Here is a 21100-nt window from a genome sequence, read left to right on the forward strand (position 1 = left end):
CGGAGCCGCGCCGGGGCCGGGTCGCGTGACCCGGCCCCGGCTGTGTCCGGTCAGTTGCGGAGGCTCCACTGCTGGTTCGCGCCGCCGTTGCACGACCAGAGGATGATCTTCGTGCCGTTGGCGGTCGCGGCGCCGTTGGCGTCGAGGCAGAGCCCGGACGCGACGTTGGTGAGCGTGCCGTTGGCGTTGACGTTCCACTGCTGGTTGGTACCGCCGTGGCAGTCCCAGATGATGACCGTGGTGCCGTTCGTCGTGCCCGCGCCGTTCGCGTCCAGGCACTTGTTGCCGTACCCGGTCAGTTGCCTGTTGGCGCCGTAGGTCCACTGCTGGTTCGCGCCGCCGCCGCAGTCCCACAGCTGCACCTGGGTGCCGTTCGTGGTGGAGGAGTTGGGCACGTCGACGCAGCGACCGGACTGGCCACCCACGAGCCGGCCACCCTGCTGGCCGCCGCCGGTGCCCTGCTGCCGGACGATCGAACCCGACTCGGCGGACCGGCCGCCCTGCGCGTCGACCACGTACAGCCGGTACTCGCCCTGCGTCGTCGGCACGGCGATGGAGGTGGCGGTGCCCCCGGCCCGGGTCATCGTCGGACCGGCGGTGAAGGTGGTCGTGCCGGCGGGCGCCAACCAGACCGTCCTGGTCGCGTCGCCGGCGCTCCGGATCGGGATGGAGGACGTCCCGCTGGTGACAAAGGTGCTCGCCGGCAGAACATGGTTCGGCAGGGAGAGGTCGGCCGCCGGGACGATGTCCCGGTACGCGTCCTCCAGGCCGGAGTTGACCGCGATGGCGTACGCCGGGGCCGGCCAGACGTAGTCGGAGGAGACGAGGATGTCGTTGACCGTGCTGTTGGGCAGGTTCTTGTTCGAGACCTTGTTGATCGGGCCGTAGGTCTGCGTGATGCTCAGGTCGTGCTTGCGCCCGAAGTCGTCGGAGTTGATGAGCCAGGTGATGTTCTTGTCCACGCTCAGGACGTTGTCACGGAACGTGATGTACGCCGAACCCTCGTCCGGGTGCAGGCCGTACTTGTGACCGGACGGCACGCCCTGGAGGTAGTTGTTGGTGATCGTGGTCCCCGGCTGGCTGCCCAGGGTGTAGATGGGTGCGGTGTCGCTGAGTCGCTGGACGGTGTCGATGATGTGGTTGTAGCTGATGGTGTTGTTCCGTGCCGTGGTGGTGGGCCGGTTCGGTGCGATCGAGCCCGATGACCCGTCGAAGTTCCACCAGCCCCAACCGAGCGTGATGCCCGACCACGGTGACTTCTCGATCCGGTTGTGCTGCACCGTCAGCGTGTCGACGAAGTACGCCGAGATGGGGCTGTGCCCGTTGAACAGCACCGCGCTGTCGTAGAGGTAGTTGTTGCGGATCTCGATGTTCTTCGGCAGCCCCTCGACCTGCGGGGACCACTTCTCCCGGTTGGTCGACGTCCCGTCGCCGATGTAGACGTGCTGGGGATGGCCGACGGTGATCGCCGAGCCGGCGATGTCGTTGGTGACGTTCCCGACCAACTGGCTGTTCTGCACGTCGTTGACCATGTTGACGCCGTCGACGCCGGTGTGCTGGATCCGGTTGCGCTCCAGGCGGACACCGTCGGCGTTCTCCACCTGGATCATGCCGGGAGTGACGTCCACGTTGCGGTAGTAGTAGTCGTGGAAGTTCTTCTTCGCGTACGCCAACGCCCCGAGGTTGCCCTGCTGTGCCTGCTTGTACGACGAGCCGGCGACGGTGAACAGGTTCCAGTCGGAGTGCTGCACGGTGAGCCCGGAGAACGTGATGTTGCGCGCGTGGCTGCTCGTCGAGGTGCCGGCGACCCGCAGCAGCGTGGTCACGTTGTTCGGCGCGAAGACCGACGCGGTCGCCATGTTCTCGGAACTGCTCTTGTAGTAGTAGACCGTCCGGGCGCTCTTGTCGAAGTAGAACTCACCAGGCGTGTCCAGGAACTCGTAGGCGTTCATCACCTTGTGGGAGCCGCCCGTCTGGGCGTTGCCGTTGAACGCGCCCTGGGCGATGGCGGCGCCCGGCTGCTGGAACAGCGCCACCCGGTTCGCGCCGTCGGAACTCGTGGTCACCTGCCGGACCCCCACGATGGCGGTGGTCCAGGTCGTCGCCGTCTCGATCTCGATGTCGTCGGCGTTGCGGGCGATCGCGGGGAAGTCGTTCAGGCTGTACTTGGCGCCGTCGCACTGCGACCCCGACTCCCAGGCCCACGCGGCCTGCCCGGCCGTGACCGTGTACGTCCCGTAGCAGCCGGCCGAGCCGATCGTCTTGGACGCCATGTACGCCCGCTTGTCGTTGACGTAGAGCGCCCGCAACTTGTTGGCGCGGTCGAGCGGCGCCTTCCAGATGTTGCCGCTGTGCTGGGTCCACCCGGTCACCTGCACACCACCTTCGAGCACCGGCGTCTCGTTCGGGTAGGCGGAATAGACGACCCGGTGACCGTTGGTGCCGGAGTCGGCCGCGCCGAACTCGATCGTGCTGCTCACCGGATAACTACCGCCGCGCAGATATACCTGGATGTCGCCGGTCATGCTCGAATTCACCGTACGCACGGCGTCCCGCGCACGTTGCAGGGTCTTGAACGGCGACTGGAGCGTGCCCGGGTTGGCGTCGTTCCCGTCCGGGGCGACGTAGTAGGTCTGCTGGACGGCGGCCGAAGCCGGCAACTGATTCACGAGGACCGCCGGAAGCGTGGAGGCGACCACAAGCGCAACCGCGAGCAGCAACCGTCGAGCGGTGGAGACGTCTGATCTCACGTGCCATTCCTTTCGCTTACCGCCGAAGGAGATGGTCGCTGGACAGTCATCCTGGGGGCTACCTGGCGATTCCGACCATGGCGGGTTCCTTGGCAAGGGGCAGCGACATGCAGAGGCAAGGTCATGCGTGCCCTACGAGCAGCGAAGCTCACCCGACCGGCCGCACTCACCGTGCCACCGGGAACGTCCGCCGCCCGTTCGCAATCTCTCGCCCATGGTCACAGAATTCCGTTTTGGAGCGTAGGCGTCGGAGACGCCGGACGCAACAATCATCAGACGTCTATGCACAACTGATCGTCGGTCAGGGCGTGGCGGAGGGCCTGGCCTTTTGCGGGTGGAGGGTCTCGTGGCGGGCCAGCATGGCGACGAACTCGCCGATCTTCCGCTCCCGGGTCTCCGCCCGCTTCACAGCGTTGAGCCGGTGGGCGAGAGCGAACCGGTTGGTCCTGGTGAGCACGTCGAACATGGCCTGGGCAGCGGGATCGGCGGCGATCGCGGCGAGCAGATCGGCCGGCACCTCGGTCTCCGACGACGGGGCGTAGGCGGCGGCCCAACGCCCGTCCGCCTTCGCGGCCTCCACCACGGCGCGGCCCGCCGGCTGCATCCGCCCGGCCGCCTCCAGCCGCGCCACGTGCGCGACGTTGCGTTGCGACCACCCGCTGCGGGGCCGGCGCGGGGTGAACCGGATCCAGGAGCTTTCCTGATCCCGCCGGCGGGCCTGCCCGTCGATCCAGCCGAAGCACAACGCCTCGTCGACCGCCTGCTGCCAGGTCAGCGTCGTCACGGTGCCGCCCTTTCTGGTCAGGGCCAGCCACACGCCGGGCGAGGTGGCGTGGTGGGCGGACAACCAGGCGCGCAGCGCCTCGGCGTCCGCGACGATCAACTCGTCCAGCTCGGGGCTCGGCATGACGGAAGGCTAACCGGAGGGTACGACGCACGAGACCGTCCGTCCGTCGACGAGATGTCGGGCCCTCGTGCGACGCTTCGGGCATGGCGACGTTCGTGTTGCTCCACGGCGGCCACTCGGTGGCGCTCAGCCGCCCGAAGCAACTCGCTGATCGGCTGTCCGGCTACCTGCGGCCCTGAGGCCGCTGTCTCACCGGCCGCGCTTTCTCAGCTCCCGCAGCCGGAGCACCTGCGCGCTCGCCACACAGGCCATGCCGAGGGCGGTCGCCCAGGAGCCGACCCGGGAGGGGTCGAGCATGGCCATCACAAGGCTGACGAGACCGACGACGACGGCACCCGCCAGCAGGATCAGCGTGCCCTTCCGTCCCATCCCGTCCGCCCCCCATCCCGTCCGCCGCTGATCAGGAAACCAGTGGCAGTCGACGCTCGCCGTCAAGCGACGGCCAGCGCATGGTCAAACACTGCTCGAAGGCCACCACCCGAGCCTAGCCCACCCCCCGCGTCGGCGTGATCAAGGAGTTCGCGTCGAAGACGACCTCCACAATGTCCCAACTCCTTGATCGCCTGACCTACCGCGAAGGACCGTGACCGGGGCTCTAGGGTCGGGGCATGAGGACCGAGCAGGTGCGCCGGTCGTACGCCGCCGTCGCGAACCAGTACATCGCGTTGTTCGGCACGAGTGAGCAGGTCCACGCCGACGACCGGGCCTTCATCCGACGTCACCTCGGCGGCCGGACCGGCACGGTGCTCGACCTGGGCTGCGGACCCGGCCACCTCACCGACTTCCTCCGCGCGCAGGGCGTCGACGCGATCGGCTTCGACCTCGTCGGCGAGTTCATCGCCCACGCGCGGGCCACCCACCCCGGCGGTCGCTACGTGCTCGGCTCGATGGCGAGGCTCGCCGTCGCCGACCACGCCGTCGCCGGCATCCTGGCCTGGGGGTCGGTGATCCACCTGCCGCCCGACGACCTCGACGCGGTGCTCGCCGAGTTCCGTCGGGTCGTGGCGCCCGGCGGCACGGTGGTGCTGGGCATCTTCGTCGGCGACGAGGTCGCCGCGTTCGACCACAAGGTCGTCACCGCCTACCGCTGGCCGGTCGACGAGTTCTCCGAACGGCTGGCCCGAGCCGGCTTCAGCGAGGTGGAACGGGTGCACCGGCCCGGCGACGGCGTCCGCCGGCCGCACGCCGCCGTCGCGGCGACGCGGACCGCCGGCTGACGCCTGTGCGTCGCACTCCTGGCCGGATGCCCCGGGCGGGGGCACAATGGCCGGGTCCGACGTGGTACGAGCGAACGGGGCGAGCCGGTGGGCGAGTTCGAAGTGGTGGTCGGCGCCGGCTCGTACCGGTCGGGCGCCGCCGAAACGGTCCGGTTCCCCCACCGGTGGACGGCGGAGGGCGTGACGGTCACCGCCGACTTCACCGGGGCCCACCTCCTGCACGTCGCGGCGGCGGGCTGCGTGCTCAACGACGTGTACCGCGAGGCGGGCGAGATGGGCATCCGCGTCGACGGGGTGCGCGTCACGGCCGCGGGGGGCTTCGACACGACGACCTGGGCGTCCACCGGCATCACCTACCACGTCGAGCTTCATTCACCCGCGCCCGCCGACGACCTGGACCGGCTGCTGGACCGCGTCGACGAGGTGGCGGAGATCCCGCGCGCCATCCGCGCCGGAGCCCCGGTGGAGCGCCGCTGAACCCTCCGGACCGGCAGCTCGACCCGGGTCTGACCGACGCTCTGCGACCGCATGAGCGCCGCGCCGGGCAGCAGGAGCGGGGTGGCGAGCAGACACACACCGGAGACGACGATCGCGGCCAGCGGGCCGATGACCGTGGCCAGCACACCCCACACCAGCGTCGACGCGGCCTGCGTCAGCCGGCTGCCGACACTCCACGCGCTCAGCACCCGGGCGACCCGGTCCGGGGGAGTGCGCCGCAGGCGTTCGGCGGCGTGGATCGGGTTGAACACCCCCATGCACGTGATCAGCAGGGCCTCCACGACGATCACCGTGAGCAGCCCGGCGAGGCCCGGCCGGACCAACGCGAGACCGAGCGGGAAGATCGAGCGCAGCCAGCCGGACCCGGTCAGCACCCGGTGCTGCCCGTACCGCCGCACCAGACGGGGGCAGAGCCGGGCGCCCACGAAGCCGCCGAGCGCCGGCACGCCGAAGGCGAGACCGTACTGCCAGGCCGGGAAGCCGTACTCGCCGAGCAGCAGGACAGCCAGCAGTGGCACGGTGGCCGTGATCAGGCCGCCGACCAGCGCCGCGTTGAGGAACAGGCGCCGCAGCACCGGGTCGTACCGGATGAACCGCCAGCCGGCGGCCAGCGCGGCGGCGCGCGACCCGCCGGCCCACGGCGCCGCGACGTCGTCGCCGCGGATGCGGCGGACCGCCAGCGCGGACAGCAGGTAGCTCACCGCGTCGGCGGTGACGGTGACGACCGGACCGAGCAGCCCGACAAGGGCGCCGCCGAGCGGCGGACCGGCCGCGATCGCCACCCAGCTCGTGCCCTCGAACCGTCCGTTCGCCACCACCAGGTGGTCGCCGCGGACCAGATGCTTCAGGTACGCGCCGGACGCCGCCGTGAAGGCGATGCCCGCCGTCCCGGTCACCACCGCGACGACGAGCAACTGCCCGTAGGAGAGAAGACCCAGGCCGTACGCGACCGGCACGCTCACCATGGCGGCGAACCGGACCACGTCCATGGCGATCATCACGGGGCGCTTGCGTCGGTGCTCGACCCACGGGCCGAGCGGGAGCGCGACGAGCGCCGCGACGGCCAGCCCGGCCGCCTCCAGCAGCGACACCGCGAACGCCGACGAGTGCAGCACCTGCACCGCGAGCAGCGGAAACGCCCCGAAGGCGAGCCACGTGCCATACGTGCTGACCGCGTACGCCGACCACAGCCGGCCGAAGTCGGGGCCCAGATTCTCGCGCATCCGCGCATCAGACCGGCCGGGGCGGCGCGGGAGCAAACAACCGGCGACCGGCGAGCCACAACCATCGGTTGTGCGGCCCTAGGGTGGGCCGGTGGACACCGAGGCACTGCGATCGTTCGTCCGGGCGGCCGAGCTGGGGCAGCTGCGACACGCCGCCGACGAACTGGGCGTCACCCAGCAGGCCGTCTCGAAACGGGTCGCCGCCCTGGAGCGGGAACTGGCGGTCCGCCTGTTCACCCGTACCGCCCGAGGGGTCGAGCTGACGCTCGACGGCCAGGCGTTCCTCGCGCACGCCCGGGACATCGTCGCGACCGCCGACCGGGCCGTCGCCGCGGTCCGGCCCGGCTCGCGGGCGCTGCGGATCGACGTGCTCGGCCTGCGCAGCGCGCAGGCCGTCATCCTGCACGACTACTGGCGGTCGCGACCCGGCGTCGACCTCGACGTGGTGACGTTCCGGGTCGACGACCCGCACCTGGTCGCCGCCGCCGTCCGGGCCGGCGACCTCGACGCCGCCTTCCGGACCGTCACCGACCCGGCGACGCTGCCGCCCGGCGTACGGATGGTCCACGCCTTCGACAACCCGCTGGAACTCCTCGTCGGCCCCCGGCACCCACTCGCCGCCGCTCGCACCCTCAGCCCGCCCGACCTGCGCAAGCTCCGGATCTGGGTGCCGGGCATCGTCCCGCGCAGCGAATGGTCCGAGTTCTACGACGAAGTGGCCACCGCCTTCGACCTGCGCATCGACGCGACCGGCCCGAACTTCGGCGTCGAGGTGCTCCTCGACGCGCTGGCCGACACCGCCGACCTGGCCACCTTCGTCGGCGCGCGGGACCGCCACCTCTGGCCGGCCGGCCACGACCTGCGCCGCATCCCGATCATCAACCCGACGCTCGCGTACCCGATCTCGCTCATGCTGGCCGCGACCGCCCCGCACCCGGCGCTCGGGCCGCTCGTCGACCACCTCGCGGGCCTGCCGCCGCCGCCCGGTCCGGTGTGGCGCCCGTCCTGGCCGAGGCTCAGCCCGGCGGCGGCGTCGCGGTGACGCGCCGCCGGCCGGTCCCGGGAGCGGTGGCACCGGATCGCAGCCGTGGCGGCGGCGGTGGCTAGGGTACGGCGATGGACGCACCCGGCTGGCTCGACGACACCCGGATCTCCTACGACACGGTGGCGGCCAGCTACGCCGAGATGCTGCGCGACGCGCTCGCCGAGGAACCGTTCCAGCGCGGCGTCCTCGCGCTCTTCGCCGAGCTGGTGCGGGCGCGGGGGCATGGGACGGTCGCGGACGTCGGCTGCGGGCCGGGTCGACTCACCGCTCACCTGCACGGCCTCGGACTGGACGCGTTCGGCGTCGACCTGTCCCCGCGGATGATCGAGATGGCCCGGCGGGACCATCCGGGCCTGAGGTTCGAGGTCGGCACCATGACCCGCCTCGACCTGGCCGACGAGGCCCTGACCGGGCTGCTCGCCTGGTTCTCGCTGATTCACGTCCCGGACGGCGAGGTGCCGGCGGTGCTGGGCGAGTTCCGGCGCGTGCTGCGGCCCGGCGGCGTCGTGCTGCTCGGGTTCCACGCCGGCGACGGCAGCCGGCTCAAGACCGAGGGATACGGCGGTCACCCCATGCGCGTCCACGTGCACCGCCGCCCGCCGGAGCGGGTCGCGGCCTGGCTGGACGCCGCCGGGTTCACCGTGGCGGCGGAGATGACGCACCGCCCGGCCCCGGGTGTCGCGGGCGGGTTCGTCTTCGCCCACCGGTGAGCGCGCTACCGTGCCGGGGTGACCCAGCCGTTGGCGACGTCGGTCGTCGCCCCGTCCACGCTCGACTACTACCTGCTGGGCCCGGCCGCGCCGGTCGGACTGCTGGTCGAGGAGTTCGAGCTGGCCGACGACCTGTCCGCCACGCGCCTGCGTACCGCCGGCTGGACGCCTGCGGACGGCGGCTGGTGGAGTGCGGCGGCGTTCACGCGGGCCGTCCGCGCGAACCCGGACGTGCGCGCCCGGGTGCGCGCGGTCACCCGCGCCGACGCGGAGGAGACCTACCGCCGGCTCGGCGGCGGCGTGCTGCCGGACGACGACGCGCTGCGCGACCGCTTCCGGGACGACGTGCCGTTGGCGGCCACCGCGCCGCTGCGGCTCGGCTTCGGCCCGGCCGTGCACCGGGTGCTGTTCGCCGGTGACCTCGACGCCGAGCGGTTGACCGGCCTGCGGGTGGCCCTGCGTCTCGACGGGGGCACCGACCCGGGTGTGGTCGGCACGGGTCGGCTGCACCTCGACGGGACGGCGTTGCGCTGGGATCTGCGTCGCGTCGGCGGTGGGGTGGCATGGTGCCTGGACGTGACGGCCGAGCCGCTCGACCGGGAGGCGTTGCGCCCGCTGCTCCACCGGCTCACCGACGTCGTCCGACGCCACGGCCTGATCCCCGCGACGATCGAGTGCTTCACCTGAGTCGATCGACGCGAGCCGGCGCGAAAGGCTTGACGATCATGAAGTTGGCGGCCTGGGGGAGCGCTCTCCCGGCAGTCAACTTCATGATCAGCGGGAGTCGGCGAACTCGACGCCCGCGAGGGTGGCCGAGCGGTGCGCGGCGAGGCGTTCGGCCTGCTCGACGACGGCCCGGCGGCGGCTGTCGGGGAGCTTCTGCCACGGCTGAACGGTGACCGTCAGGCGGGTGCCGGACTTGCGGGGACGCCAGGCGCCGACCAGGTCGCCGTCGATCAACACCGCGCCCGGTCGGCCGAGCACCGGCCACAACTCCTTGGCCCGGGCCGCGTCCGGCGCCAGCGTCGCCCGGTCCTTCGCCTGGAGGAACAGGTCGAACGGGCCGAGCAGGCGGACCCCGGTGCTCCCGGCCGACGCCAACGCCGCCTCGTCGGCGGCCAGGAGCCAGCGGGTCTCGCCGTCGACGGTCACCTCCACCACGTCCTGCGGCCAGCGGGCCTTCACGTCCCTGACCGGGGCGTCGAGGTAGTCGGCCACGTGCTTCGGCGTGGCCGGGCCGAGCAGCCGGAGGTAGGCGCGGACCAGGTCGAATCGCTCGCCCGGGGCCGCCGCCCGACGGAACCGCGGAATGCGGCGCAGGACCGGCGGCGAGGTGCCGGGCGCCAGCTCCAACCCGGCGCGCACGGCGGCCAGCCGGAACGGCATCTCGTAGATGTGGGTGACACCGCACGGCCGGCAGAAGCGCAGGTAGGGCTCGGGCAGCATCGTGGCGAGACGGCCCGAGACGTCACCCTTGACCGTCGGCTCGGTGACGATCGACCGCATGCCGGCGGCCACCTCGTCGAGCGCGTCGAGGATCCCGATGCCGGCCGCCCGCAACGGCTTGGCCGCGTCGTAGATGCGCTTGGCCGCGTCGGCGTCCGAGAACGGCTCCACCGCGGCTGCCACCCGGTCGACGTCGGCACGGCGGTAGAGATGGGGGGCGCCGCGCACGGTCCACAGCACGACCAGCTCGTCGTCGGCCGGCGCGGAGACGTCGACCCCGCGCAAAGCCAGCGCCCACCGGCCGCCGTCGGGGCCGGTGTCCTGCACCCCGAGGTCGAGCACGGCCGTGTCGTCAAGCGCGCCCTTGGCGCGGTCGAGCTGCTGGGCCCGGACGCGGAAGCCCATCACCTGCCGGCGGTCCACCATCGCCACAGCGTAGGCGTCGGCACCGACACCGACCGCGGCACGCGACAGGTGTCGGCACACCGACGACGGCGGGCGGCTGCTCAGCGCACTCCCCGGTCCACGATCGGCGCGGAGACCGAGCTGCTCACCGGGTGCGGCGCAGGACCGCGCCCGTCGGGGTCGGAGACCACGCCGTCAAGCGTGACGAACTGAATGACGATGACGTCGCCCATCGAAGGCTCCCTGCGGTCGTGGCGGCTCCGGTCGGGGCCGCCCTCACCCGCACATACCGGCGCCACGCGCGGAACTCATCGCATCCCGGGCAGGGAGTTCCGCGTAGGCTCGCACGGGGTGGCGGGGGACCCGACGAAGCACGAGGCGTACCGCGGCGATCTGCTGGCGCACTGCTACCGGATGCTCGGCTCCGTCGACGAGGCCGAGGACGTGGTGCAGGAGACGCTGGTGCGGGCCTGGCGGGCCGCCGACAGGTACGACCCGCGGCAGGCGTCGCTGCGCACCTGGCTGCACCGGATCGCCACGAACGCCTGCCTCACCGCCCTGGCGGGGCGGGCCCGGCGGCCGTTGCCGAGTGGCCTCGGCCCGCCCGGCGACGACCCGCACGCGCCGCTGGTGCCGAGCCGGCACGTCTCCTGGTTGCAGCCGTTCCCGGACACCCGGCTCGGTGACCCGGCCGACGCCGCCGAGCAGCGCGCCGGACTGCGGCTCGCCCTGGTCGCGGCGCTGCAACTGCTGCCGGCGCGGCAACGGGCCGTGCTGCTGCTGCGCGAGGTGCTCCAACTGCCCGCCACCGAGGTGGCGCAGGCCCTGGGCAGCAGCGTCGCCTCGGTGAACAGCAGCCTGCAACGCGCCCGGGCGAGCCTGCGGGCCGCCGGGCCGGTCCTCGACGAGTGGCGCGAGCCCGCCGACCCGGACGAGCAGGCGACGGTCGAGCGTTACCTGACCGCGTTCGAGGCGGCCGACGTGCCCGGCCTGACCCGGCTGCTCGCCGACGACGTGGTGCTGGAGATGCCTCCGGTGCCGCTCTGGCTCGCCGGCCGGACGCACTACCGCGAGTTCATGGCGCGGGTCTTCGCCCTGCGCGGCGACGGTTGGCGGCTGCGAGCGGTGGCGGCCAACGGCAGTCCGGCCCTGGCCGCGTACGCGCCGGACCCGGCGACCGGTGGCGGCCGGGCCCACTCCGTCCAGGTGTTCACGGTGCGGGACGGCCTGATCCGGCGCTGCGTGACGTTCGCCGACCCGGCGGTGCTCGACCCGTTCGGGTTGCCGCACACGGTCGACGCCCACCTCGCCGTGTGACATCCGTACCGGCCGACGGCTCACGGTTGCGGGCAGGTCCTCCGACCAGCTCAGCGGCGGGGCGTCGAGTGGTGGTGCACCACCCGCCGGGTCTTCAGGATGCCGAAGATGATGACCGCGGCCAGCGCGATCACGCCGATGATCACGAGCCAGCGGACCGCCTCCAGCAGCAGCCCGAGCAGGATGAGGACGCCGGCGACCACGCCGACCACCCAGAGCAACGCACGCATGTGGTGCCTCCCGTCTCCTACGGTGCGCCCGGCGCTTTCCCACTGCGCCAGCGAGCATGCCCGCCGCCGACGGTCAACGTCGCGCCACGTAGACGGTGTTCGCCGCCTCCCGCCCCTGCAACGGGTTGGGAAACCGGACGACGTGCGCCACCGAGGTCGGGAACACCTCGGTCAGCGTGCGCTGGAACTCCGGGTCCGGCGGGTCGTTCGACCAGAGCGCGAACACCCCGTCCGGGTGCAGCAGCGCGGCCAGCCGACGCAGCCCCTCGACCGTGTAGAACGAGGCGTGGCCGGGATGCAGCACGTGCCGGGGGGAGTGGTCCACGTCGAGCAGCACCGCGTGGAACCGCCGCCCGGGCTCGTCCGGGTCGAAGCCGCCGTCGGCGACCGCGGCGAAGAAGTCCGCCCGGACGAAGCGGGTACGCGGGTCCCCCGCCAGGCCGGCGGCGAACGGCAGCAGGTCCTGCCGGTGCCAGTCGATCACGTCCTCGATCGCCTCGACCACCAGCAGCGAGCGCACCCGGGAGTCCTCGAGCGCGGTGCGCGCGGTGTAGCCGAGGCCGAGCCCGCCGACCACCACGTCGAGCGACTCCCCGGTGAGCGGGGCCAGCCCGAGCCGGGCCAGCTCGATCTCCGCCACCGGGAAGGCGCTGGACATGAGGTATTCGTCGCCGAGCTTCACCTCGTACACGTCGGCGTGCAGTGCCGGGTCGTGTCGGCGGCGCAGGCTGATCTCCCCGATCGGCGTCTCCCGCCAGGCCAGTTCCTCGAAACGCACGCCCACCCGGTGTCCCCTCCGCCGATCCCGTCCCCGGGATGTTACCGGCCGGCACCGGGGTGGCCGGCGGGAACGACCGCCGCCGGTGGCTCAGCCGGCGGGGCGGTTGGCCACCACCACGGTGTCCAGCGCGTCGACCGTGCCGCCGTCCGTGGTCGACACCGGTCGGCGGGCCGTCTCCGCCCGCCGGATGCGCAGCCCGGCCAGCCCGTCGACCACCGCCTCGGGGGTGAGCAGCACGCTCGGGTCCTGCGGGCCGCCGGTGCCGCCGTCCAGGTTCGCCAGGTCGTGGCCGACGACCACGAGCGTGCCGCCGGGACGCAGCGCCGAGCGCGCCGCGGCGAGCACGCCGGCGAAGTCGGCGCCGGGCAGGTGCAGGTAGCTGATCAGCACCAGGTCGTAGCTGCCCGGCACCGGCCGGTACGCGGTCACGTCGGCGATCCGCCAGTCGACCGCGACGCCCCGCGCGGCGGCCAGCTCACGCCCTCGCTCGACGGCCACGGTCGAGAAGTCCACCGCGTTGACCCGCCACCCCTGACCGGCGAGCCATACCGCGTTGCGCCCCTCGCCCGCGGCCATGTCCAGCGCTGAGCCGGGACTCAGACCGGCGACCGACTCGACCACGAAGCGGTTGGGTTCAGCGGTCCACACCAGTCCGGATGCGTTGGCGTACCTGTCGTCCCAGTCGCGACTGTCCACAGTAATCCCTTCTTCGGCGGCCCCACACCGCCACCGTGACCGTACCGGCCGTGGCAAGAACGGCCAGCCCGAGTCCGGCGACCGGCGGCAACTGCCGGGCCAACACGAACACGCCCATCACCACGACGAACCAGCCGAACGCGCGGCGCAGGACGTCCTCCGGGATCCGGCCGGCCAGCCGGCCGCCGAGCAGGCTGCCGACGATCGCGGCGGCGGTGACGGCGGTCGCCAGGCCCCAGTCGATGCTGACGCTGGACAGGTAGCCGGCCAGGCCGGCGAGGGACTTCATCGCGATGACGACGAGCGAGGTGCCGACCGCCACCGGCATCGGCAGGCCGCCGAGCAGCGCCAGGGCGGGCACCACCAGGAAGCCGCCGCCGGCGCCGACGAGACCGGTGACCAGGCCGACGACGATTCCGTCGAGGACGACCCGGAACACCGGCAGCTCGTGCGGCACGGGCCGGCCCGCGGCCGGGCGGCGACCGCGGATCATCGCCGCCGCCGTGGCGAGCATCATCAGCGCGAACGCGGTGAGCAGGACGTTCGCCGGGACGAACTCGGCCAGCCGGCCGCCGGCGTACGCGCCGGTCATCCCGGCCAGGCCGAAGACCAGCCCGGTGCGCCAGCGCACCCGGTGGGCGCGGGCGTGCGGCAGTACGCCGACGGCGCTGGTGGCGCCGACGACGAGCAGCGAGGTGGCGATGGCCTCCTTGGCGGGCAGGTCGGCGACGTAGACCAGCAGCGGCACCGCGAGGATGGACCCCCCGCCGCCGAGCAGGCCGAGGCTCACCCCGATCAGCACCGCGCCGACCAGGGTCAGCGCCAGGGCGGTCACGACCGCCGCCCCGTGTCGCGCAGCTGGCCGACGACGGTGTCCAGGTCGCAGCTCGCGCCCCGGTTGTAGGGCAGCTTGCTGAGCAACATGCCCATGGCGCAGGTGTTCGAGACGGCGGCGACGGTGAGGCCGGCGCCGATGAACCCGGCGACCCACTTCAGGCCGGGCAGCCACACCGAGCCGACGACGGCGGCCAGCACGATCGAGCCGGCGACGAGCCGCACCTGGCGTTCCAGGTCCCAGCGCGGGCGTCCCCGGTTGACCGGGGCGTTCGTGGCCTGCCAGGCGAGCATGCCGCCGTCGAGCACCCGGAGATGGGGCAGGCCGGCGGCGGCGAGCGTCTGCCCGGCCTGAGCGGCGCGGGCGCCGGAACGGCAGATCAGCACCACCTCCTCGTCGAGGTGGTTGCGCAGCTCGTCGCGGTGCTCCCGGAGCAGGTCCAGGGGCACGTTGTAGGCGCCGGGGACGTGTGCGGTCTCGAACTCGCCCGGGGTGCGGACGTCCAGCATCCGGGGGGCGTGGCCGGTGGCGATCAGCTCGCGCAAGGTGGTCGCGTCGACGGTCGACGGGTTGGTCGTGGTCATGGTTCTCCTTCGGGGGCGGACGGCCACCGGGTCGGCGGGAGCCGTCGCGGGCAGGGGGCATCGCCGGCCGGCGCTGTCGGCGCGCCGGCCGGGCGGGGCAGGGGAGGTCAGGCGGCGGGCGCCATGCGGACGCCGGCCGCCTCGGCCCGGCCGAACGCGTCGTCGATCAGCACGACGTCCCGACCGGCGTTGGCCAGCAGGGACGCGGCGGCGGTGGCCCGGTAGCCGGAGCCGCAGTGCACCCAGACCGTCCCGGCGGGGACGTCGGCGAGTCGCGCGGGCAGGTCGGGGAGCGGGACGTGGACCGCGCCGTCGACGTGCCCGGCCGTCCACTCGTTCGTCATCCGGACGTCGAGGACGACCTGCGGGTCCGGCAGGCCGGCCGGGGTGTTTCCAGCCTGCGCGTCGGCCAGGGCGCCGAAGTCGGCCACGGGCAGGTCACGCAGCTCCGACGGTGCGGTGGCCCACCGTTCAGGCGCACCGGTGGCCTGGGCGGCGGGCCGGTCGATCCCGATCCGGACCAGTTCCCGCTGGGCGTCGGCGACCTGGCCGGGGGTCTCGGCCAGGAGCGTGATCGGGACGCCCCAGTCGATCAACCAACCGAGCCAGGTCGACATCGGCCCGTCCAGGCCGAGGCTGACGGTGCCGGCAAGGTGCGACGTCGCGTACGCCTTGCGGTGCCGCAGGTCGACCACCCACTCGCCGGCGGCGATCCGGCGGCGCAGCTCGGCGGCGTCGGCGCGGGCCACCGGCGTGAGGTCGACAGGTGCGGGACCGGCGGCGTTGGCCACGCCCATGTGGGCGTAGTAGGCCGGGTAGGCGTCCAGGCCGGCGAGCGTCTCGGTGACGAACCGGTCGGCGGCCAGTCGCAGCACCGGGTTGACGTCCTTCTCCCGGCCGATGGTCGACTCGGGGGCGTCGGCCTGGCTGGCCGAGCAGAAGCTGCCGAAGCCGTGCGTCGGCCACACCTGCGCGCCATCGGGCAGCAGGTCGGCCAGCTTGCGCGCGGAGGCGTGCTGGTGGTGCGCCAGCTCGTGGGCGTGTCGCTGGCCGAGCAGGTCGGTGCGACCGGTGGTGCCGAACAGGAGCGAGCCGCCGGTGAACACGCCGATCGGCGTCCAGCCGCCGTCGCTCGCCTGGTCCAGCACGTACGACAGGTGGTGGAACGTGTGGCCCGGCGTGCCGACGATCCGCAGTCGCAGGTCGTCCGAGACCGGCACCACGTCGCCGTCGGCCACCGGCGTCCGGTCGAAGCCGACCTGGTCGGCGGCGGCGACCAGGTAACGCGCGCCGGTGAGCCGGGCCAGTTCCAGGCCGCCGGAGACGTAGTCGTTGTGGATGTGGGTCTCCACCACGTGGGTGATGCGCACCCCCTTGGCGCCGGCCAGGTGCAGGACCCGGTCGATGTCGCGCTGCGGGTCGACCACGACTGCCGTCCGGCCGTCGGAGGCCAGGTAGCTGCGGTCGCCGAGCGAGGACGTCGCGATGACGGACACCTCTGCGGTCATGTCTCGTTCTCCTCTCCTCGCCCGCTATACCCCGGGGGGTATGCGGGGCGCAGACTCCGGCCCGGGTTCGGGCGCGGATTACCCGCCCACGTCGCGATCAGGCGACGCGGGCGGAGTTCGGTGGAATCAGGCCAGGGAGAGGAAGAGCCTCTCCAGCTCCTCCTCGGTCATCTCCGGCTCCTCGCCCGCCTGGCGGGCGGTGCCGCAGTGGCGCATGCCGGAAGCGATGATCTTGAAGCCGGCGCGGTCGATGGCCTTGGACACCGCGGCGAGCTGGGTGAGCGCCGCGCGGCAGTCCTCACCGTTCTCCATCATCTCGATCACGGCGTTGAGCTGCCCGCGGGCCCGCTTGAGTCGGGTCAACGCGTCGCCGGTCATCTCGGGTCGCAACTTCACGTCCCACCTCCTGCCCCCAACATACCCCCGGGGGTAACCGAAGCGCCACCGCCCCTGGCTGATCATGAGGTTAACGGTGTTCCTGTCCGTTATGTCGGACGGCAACCTCATGATCGACGAGGTGTGGGCGGGTCGGCGGACGTGGGGACGAGAGTCAGCGGAGGCACGCAGGGTAGCTGGGGGATCGACGGAGTGCTTATTCTGTGCGGCGACGATCCCGGCGGAGGGACCCCGATGGCGTCGCGGCAGGACCAGCTGCACTCGTACCAGTTCACCGTCCAGCGGGCGGTCGCCGCGCTCGTCATGCGGGAGACCGACCCCCCGCAGTCGCCGTTTCGCCGGCTGGCCGGCGCCGGCCTGGCCAGCGTGCTGGTCGCGGCGATCGCACTCGGCGCGGTGGCGCTGTACGGCCTGTTCACCGGCGGCGGCAGCTCCTGGCGGGACACCGGCGCGGTGATCGTGGAGAAGGAGTCCGGTGCCCGGTTCGTCTACCGCGACGAGAAGCTGCATCCGGTGCTCAACTACGCCTCGGCGCTGCTGATCATCGGCGCGGACCGGCCGACGACCGTGCTCGTCACCCGCCGGGCCATCGACGGGGTGCCGCGCGGCCTGCCGCTCGGCATCGCCGACGCCCCGGACTCGCTGCCCGCGCCCGACCGGCTGGTCCGCGACGGCTGGACGCTCTGCTCGTCGGTGACCGGGGAGGCGGGGCAGGACCAGGCCCGCTCGGCGCTGCTGATCGGGCGGGACGCGGCCGGCGGCCGGGCGCTCGGGGACCGCGGCCTGCTGGTCCGTCACCCGGACGGCGGCCTGCACCTGCTCTGGCACGACCGGCGTTACCTGCTTCGCGACACCGACCGGGTGCTCGCCGCGCTCGCCGCCACCCGGGCGCGAGCCGTGCCGGTCGCGGCGGCGCTGCTCAACACGATCCCGGCCGGCGTCGACCTGGCCCCGCCGCCGGTCGGTGACCTCGGCGTACCCTCCGGGGGGATCGCCGGGGCCACGGTGGGCGACGTCTACCTGGTGCGCAACTCCGGCGGCGGCCGGCAGTACGCGGTGGCCGCCCGCGACGGGCTGGCCGGTATCACCGAGTTGCAGGCCGCGCTGCTGCTGGCGCGCACCGGGCAGGGTGAGCCGGAGCCGATCACGCTGGGCCGGTTCGCCGCGCTGCCGAAGCTGCCCGACCTGGTACCCGGCGGCCCGACCGCGCCGCCGGCCGTGCCGCCCCGGCTGGCCGCGTCCGAGGCGGGCGCACTCTGCGCACGGGCCGGCGACGACGCGGGCGTACGCGAGATCCGGCTCGGGGTGACCGCGCCGGACCTGGCTGCCGTCGCGCGTACCTCGGGAGGGCGGGGTGGGCTGGCCGACCAGGTCGTGGTGGAGCCGGGGCGCGGCGCGCTCGTGGAGGCGGTGGCGGCCCCGGGCGCCACCGGCGGCGCGGTGTGCGTGGTCACCGACCTGGGCCGGCGGTACGCGCTCGCCGGTGCGGACGTGCCGGGCATGCTCGGCTACGCCGGGGTGCGTCCGGTGCGGCTGCCGGCGGGCCTGGTCGACCTGCTGCCGGCGGGCAGCCCACTCGACCCGGAGGCCGCCCGCGTGGTCGCCGCTCCGGCCTGACCACCGGCCGCGACTCACCGCGGACCGTGAGGCACGACGGCGACCCACCCGGCCCGTGATCCGGGCCGGTCCGCGACTCAGGCGGGGCGGCGCAGGACGGTGACCACGAACCCGGCGTCGTCGCGCCACGGCCGCAGGTCCCAGGTGGCGAAGCGGTGCTCCGGGCGCAGCCCGGCGGCCACCGCGTCGGCGTCCAGCCCGGCGACCGGATAACCGCGGTCGGTGCCGAAGCCGACCACCACCACGCCGTCCGGGCGCACGTGCGTGGCGATCCGGGTGAGCACGTCCCGTTCGGTGCCGGGGGCGACGAAGGCCATCACGTTGCCGGCCACCACGGCGGCGTCGAACGGCTCGGCCTCGCCGTGCGCGGGCAGGTCCAGCTCGGCCAGATCGGCGACCAGGAAGCGGGGGCGGGGGTGGTCGGCGTGGGCGGCCTCGACGAGCGTCGGGTCGGCGTCCACCCCGACCACGGTGTGCCCTCGGGCGGCCAGCGCGGCGGCGACCCGGCCGGTGCCGCAGCCGGCGTCCAGGATCCGGGCGCCGGGCGGCACGAGCGCGTCGATGAGCCGGGCCTCACCGGCCAGGTCCGCCCCTTCGGCGGCGAGGCGGCGGAACCGGTCGACGTACCACTGCGAGTGGCCGGGTTCGGTGTCGGTCACCCAGCGGGTCGGCTTGGCCATGGGCTCACGTTAACCGTCGGACCTCCCGCCCGCCGTCGTCGCGGGCGGTCGCGTCGACCCCGACCGGCGCCGGGAGTAGCCGTCTAATCACATATGCCCATTTTTGGGGTACGATCGGATCCGGCACCCCCTTCATGCACCCTGGTGACGGAGGACGTGACGCCCTTGACCGGCAGCCTGGCCGCCGGGGTACGCGCCGGCGCGGAACGCGACGCCCGGCTGCGCCGGCTCGCGCTGGCCACGTTGGACGCCAACTGGGAACACGACCACACCGTCCCGTCCCGCACGCTCTATCCGCACCAGTGGAGCTGGGACTCGGCGTTCGTCGCGGTCGGGCTGGCCCACGTGCGCCCGGACCGGGCCTGGCGCGAGCTGCGCACGCTGTTCGCCGCGCAGTGGGCCGACGGTCGGGTGCCGCACATCGTGTTCAACCCGGCGTTGCGCGTCGGCGCGTACTTTCCCGGGCCGGAGTTCTGGGACTCGGCCCGCGTCGACGGCGCACCGGCGGTGGCCACCTCCGGCATCGTCCAACCGCCGGTGCACGCCCCGGCGGCGTGGCTGGTGCACCGCCGCGCCCCCTCCGAGGCGTCGGTGGCGGCGTTGCGGCGGCTCTATCCCCGGCTGGTCGCCCAGCAGCGCTATCTGACCGGGCGGCGGGACGTCGGCGGGGGCGGGCTGGCCGCGATCGTGCACCCGTGGGAGTCGGGCCTGGACAACAGTCCGGCCTGGGACGCCCCGCTGGGGGCGGTGCCGGCCGACGAGTCGGTGATGCGCGTGTACCGCCGGCATGACACCGCGTACGCCGACGCCGCGCACCGACCCACCGACCTGGACTACGCGCGGTACGTCGCGCTGGTGGAGAGCTACCGCGCCGGCCGCTACCGGGACGACCGCCTGCTCGGCCGGCACCCGTTCCTGGTGGAGTGCCCGCTCGTCAACGCCGCCCTCGGGGTCGCCGAGTACGCGCTGGCCCGGATCGCGACGGTCGTCGGCGCGGACCCGTGCCCGCACCGCGACCGGGCGGCCCGGATCACCGAGGCGCTGGTGACCCGCCTGTGGGACCCGGTCGCCGGCACGTTCCGCCCCCGCGACGTCCGCACCGACCGGCTCGTGCCGGCGCGTACCGTGCTCGGGTTGATGCCGCTGGCCCTGCCCGAGCTGCCGGAACGGCAGGTGCGGGCGGTGCTGGCCGAGGCGTGCTCACCCCGGTTCGGCCTGGCCACCCGGATGGCCCGGCCGCTGCCCACGCACGACCGCACCGCGCCGGACTTCGATCCGTTGCGGTACTGGCGCGGACCGAGCTGGGTGAACACCGGCTGGCTGCTCTGGCAGGGGCTGCGGACCCACCGCCGGGCCGACCTGGCGGCCGGGCTGCGGGAGTCCCTGCTCGACCTGGTCGACCGTGCCGGCTGCCACGAGTACTTCCACCCGGACACCGGCGTCGGCCTCGGCTCACCGGCGTTCAGCTGGACCGCGGCGCTGGTGCTGGACGCGCTCGCCGAGGGCTGAGCCACGTCGTTTGGTGGGGGTGGGCGCGGGTACTCGCCGGGGTCGGCGGGCGGCGGCGGGTCGGTGGCCGGCGACGAGGGGAGGGGCGGCATGCGGTTTCCCATGTTCGTCGAGGCGGTGGCGCGCCGCGCGGAGCTTCCCGGCGACCAGGCCGCCACCATCTCCCGGGCGGTGTTGCAGACCCTCGCCGAACGGATCACCGCCGACGAGTCGGCCGATCTGGCGGCCCAACTCCCGGACGACGTCGGCGGCTACCTGACGACGTCCGAACCGGCCGGGGCGACCGGCGCCCTGGTGGACTTCCTCTTCCGGGTGGCCGACCGGGCCGCGGTGGATCCGGCGGTCGCCCAGGTGGGCACCCGGGCGGTGCTGGAGACGTTGCGCGAGACGGTCACCGTGGGCGAGTTCCAGGATCTGGTGGCGCAGTTGCCCAAGGGGTTCGACGCGATGGTGGACCCGATTCCGCGTCCGCCGTACGATGTCTGAGCAGGCTCCCCGCGATCCGGGTCGAGCTGCCGGCATCGGGGCCGCCAGGTGAAGATTTCGCGGCCCGAAAGTATTTTCACCGTAAAATAACTCGCCAGTAGGTGCCTACGCTGAAAATCGTCTTCGCGCTAGAGGGATGATCGGACGGATTCCTCCGCCCGTGGTGCCAGGGGCCTTCCCCCCTTCGGCTTGACCCGCATCGATGCTCTTCCGGTCGAGGGGTCGGGCCATATTCTGCTTCCAACGTGAAGTCCTGGGGG

Annotated in this window: 23 protein-coding genes; 9 read left to right on the forward strand and 14 right to left on the reverse strand. The window is 73.3% G+C overall.

Annotated features, from left to right (window positions below; translation table 11 throughout):
- Positions 1–50 precede the first annotated feature (50 nt).
- From O7613_RS07995 to O7613_RS08005, 3 genes are all read right to left on the reverse strand, one after another.
- Entirely contained in the window at positions 51–2750 is a 2700-nt protein-coding gene (locus tag O7613_RS07995; protein ID WP_282293027.1) for an RICIN domain-containing protein, read from the reverse strand.
- Positions 2751–3051: 301 nt separating this feature from the next.
- Entirely contained in the window at positions 3052–3657 is a 606-nt protein-coding gene (locus O7613_RS08000; RefSeq protein WP_282293029.1) for a YdeI/OmpD-associated family protein, read from the reverse strand.
- 189 nt (positions 3658–3846) lie between these two features.
- On the reverse strand, positions 3847–4026 hold the full coding sequence (locus O7613_RS08005) for a hypothetical protein (protein ID WP_281583395.1): 180 nt from the start codon (positions 4024–4026) through the stop codon (positions 3847–3849).
- Positions 4027–4265: 239 nt separating this feature from the next.
- Here O7613_RS08005 and O7613_RS08010 point away from each other — a divergent pair, with 239 nt between their 5' ends.
- Positions 4266–4874: a class I SAM-dependent methyltransferase gene (locus O7613_RS08010; protein ID WP_282293031.1), complete on the forward strand. Its 609-nt coding sequence runs from the start codon at positions 4266–4268 to the stop codon at positions 4872–4874.
- Positions 4875–4961: 87 nt separating this feature from the next.
- On the forward strand, positions 4962–5351 hold the full coding sequence (locus O7613_RS08015) for an OsmC family protein (protein WP_281583393.1): 390 nt from the start codon (positions 4962–4964) through the stop codon (positions 5349–5351).
- Here O7613_RS08015 and O7613_RS08020 read toward each other — a convergent pair.
- Positions 5243–6595, reverse strand: coding sequence for an MFS transporter (locus O7613_RS08020; protein WP_282293033.1), 1353 nt, complete (start codon positions 6593–6595; stop codon positions 5243–5245). The two genes, O7613_RS08015 and O7613_RS08020, sit on opposite strands and share 109 nt — an antisense overlap.
- Before the next feature lie 91 nt (positions 6596–6686).
- On the opposite strand from O7613_RS08020, the gene O7613_RS08025 reads away from it, so the two are divergent.
- The 3 genes from O7613_RS08025 (at position 6687) to O7613_RS08035 (ending at position 9037) form a co-directional block, all read left to right on the forward strand.
- A complete protein-coding gene (locus tag O7613_RS08025) occupies positions 6687–7637 on the forward strand; it encodes a LysR family transcriptional regulator (protein WP_282293035.1) in 951 nt (316 codons plus the stop codon).
- A gap of 74 nt (positions 7638–7711) precedes the next feature.
- Positions 7712–8350, forward strand: coding sequence for a class I SAM-dependent methyltransferase (locus O7613_RS08030; protein WP_281583390.1), 639 nt, complete (start codon positions 7712–7714; stop codon positions 8348–8350).
- An 18-nt stretch (positions 8351–8368) separates the two neighbouring features.
- Positions 8369–9037 carry a hypothetical protein gene (locus O7613_RS08035; RefSeq protein ID WP_281583389.1) on the forward strand — a complete coding sequence of 223 codons (669 nt, stop codon included), beginning with the start codon at positions 8369–8371 and terminating at the stop codon, positions 9035–9037.
- Positions 9038–9124: 87 nt separating this feature from the next.
- Here the strand turns inward: O7613_RS08035 and O7613_RS08040 are convergent, their stop codons facing one another.
- Positions 9125–10222, reverse strand: a complete 1098-nt coding sequence (locus O7613_RS08040) for a winged helix DNA-binding domain-containing protein (RefSeq protein WP_282293037.1) — start codon at positions 10220–10222, stop codon at positions 9125–9127.
- An 80-nt stretch (positions 10223–10302) separates the two neighbouring features.
- Positions 10303–10434 carry a hypothetical protein gene (locus O7613_RS08045; RefSeq protein WP_282293039.1) on the reverse strand — a complete coding sequence of 44 codons (132 nt, stop codon included), beginning with the start codon at positions 10432–10434 and terminating at the stop codon, positions 10303–10305.
- 118 nt (positions 10435–10552) lie between these two features.
- On the opposite strand from O7613_RS08045, the gene O7613_RS08050 reads away from it, so the two are divergent.
- Entirely contained in the window at positions 10553–11518 is a 966-nt protein-coding gene (locus O7613_RS08050; protein WP_282293041.1) for an RNA polymerase subunit sigma-70, read from the forward strand.
- Positions 11519–11568: 50 nt separating this feature from the next.
- On the opposite strand, the gene O7613_RS08055 is transcribed toward O7613_RS08050, so the two are convergent.
- The 7 genes from O7613_RS08055 to O7613_RS08085 form a co-directional block, all read right to left on the reverse strand.
- On the reverse strand, positions 11569–11748 hold the full coding sequence (locus O7613_RS08055; RefSeq protein WP_281583385.1) for a hypothetical protein: 180 nt from the start codon (positions 11746–11748) through the stop codon (positions 11569–11571).
- A gap of 73 nt (positions 11749–11821) precedes the next feature.
- Positions 11822–12532 carry a spermidine synthase gene (locus O7613_RS08060; RefSeq protein WP_281583384.1) on the reverse strand — a complete coding sequence of 237 codons (711 nt, stop codon included), beginning with the start codon at positions 12530–12532 and terminating at the stop codon, positions 11822–11824.
- An 84-nt stretch (positions 12533–12616) separates the two neighbouring features.
- On the reverse strand, positions 12617–13225 hold the full coding sequence (locus tag O7613_RS08065; RefSeq protein ID WP_282293044.1) for a class I SAM-dependent methyltransferase: 609 nt from the start codon (positions 13223–13225) through the stop codon (positions 12617–12619).
- Entirely contained in the window at positions 13164–14060 is an 897-nt protein-coding gene (locus tag O7613_RS08070) for a sulfite exporter TauE/SafE family protein (protein ID WP_281583382.1), read from the reverse strand. The genes O7613_RS08065 and O7613_RS08070 overlap by 62 nt, the downstream gene beginning before the upstream one ends.
- Positions 14057–14644 (reverse strand): rhodanese-like domain-containing protein, encoded by a 588-nt coding sequence (locus tag O7613_RS08075; RefSeq protein WP_281583381.1) that lies wholly within the window; start codon positions 14642–14644, stop codon positions 14057–14059. Before O7613_RS08075 ends, O7613_RS08070 begins: the two co-directional genes overlap by 4 nt.
- Before the next feature lie 107 nt (positions 14645–14751).
- Complete coding sequence (locus tag O7613_RS08080) at positions 14752–16152, reverse strand: MBL fold metallo-hydrolase (RefSeq protein ID WP_282293046.1); 1401 nt, start codon at positions 16150–16152, stop codon at positions 14752–14754.
- Between the two features lie 126 nt (positions 16153–16278).
- Positions 16279–16548: a metal-sensitive transcriptional regulator gene (locus O7613_RS08085; protein WP_281583379.1), complete on the reverse strand. Its 270-nt coding sequence runs from the start codon at positions 16546–16548 to the stop codon at positions 16279–16281.
- Positions 16549–16782: 234 nt separating this feature from the next.
- Between O7613_RS08085 and eccB the strand changes: the two genes are divergently transcribed.
- Positions 16783–18165, forward strand: a complete 1383-nt coding sequence (gene eccB / locus O7613_RS08090) for a type VII secretion protein EccB (RefSeq protein ID WP_281583378.1) — start codon at positions 16783–16785, stop codon at positions 18163–18165.
- A 77-nt stretch (positions 18166–18242) separates the two neighbouring features.
- On the opposite strand, the gene O7613_RS08095 is transcribed toward eccB, so the two are convergent.
- On the reverse strand, positions 18243–18845 hold the full coding sequence (locus tag O7613_RS08095; RefSeq protein ID WP_282293047.1) for a class I SAM-dependent methyltransferase: 603 nt from the start codon (positions 18843–18845) through the stop codon (positions 18243–18245).
- Positions 18846–19010: 165 nt separating this feature from the next.
- Here O7613_RS08095 and O7613_RS08100 point away from each other — a divergent pair, with 165 nt between their 5' ends.
- Entirely contained in the window at positions 19011–20354 is a 1344-nt protein-coding gene (locus O7613_RS08100; protein ID WP_282294507.1) for a hypothetical protein, read from the forward strand.
- 90 nt (positions 20355–20444) lie between these two features.
- Entirely contained in the window at positions 20445–20840 is a 396-nt protein-coding gene (locus O7613_RS08105) for a DUF2267 domain-containing protein (protein ID WP_281583375.1), read from the forward strand.
- The last annotated feature ends 260 nt before the right edge of the window (positions 20841–21100 follow it).

The organism is Micromonospora sp. WMMD975 (assembly GCF_029581215.1).
Taxonomy (GTDB): Bacteria; Actinomycetota; Actinomycetes; order Mycobacteriales; family Micromonosporaceae; genus Micromonospora.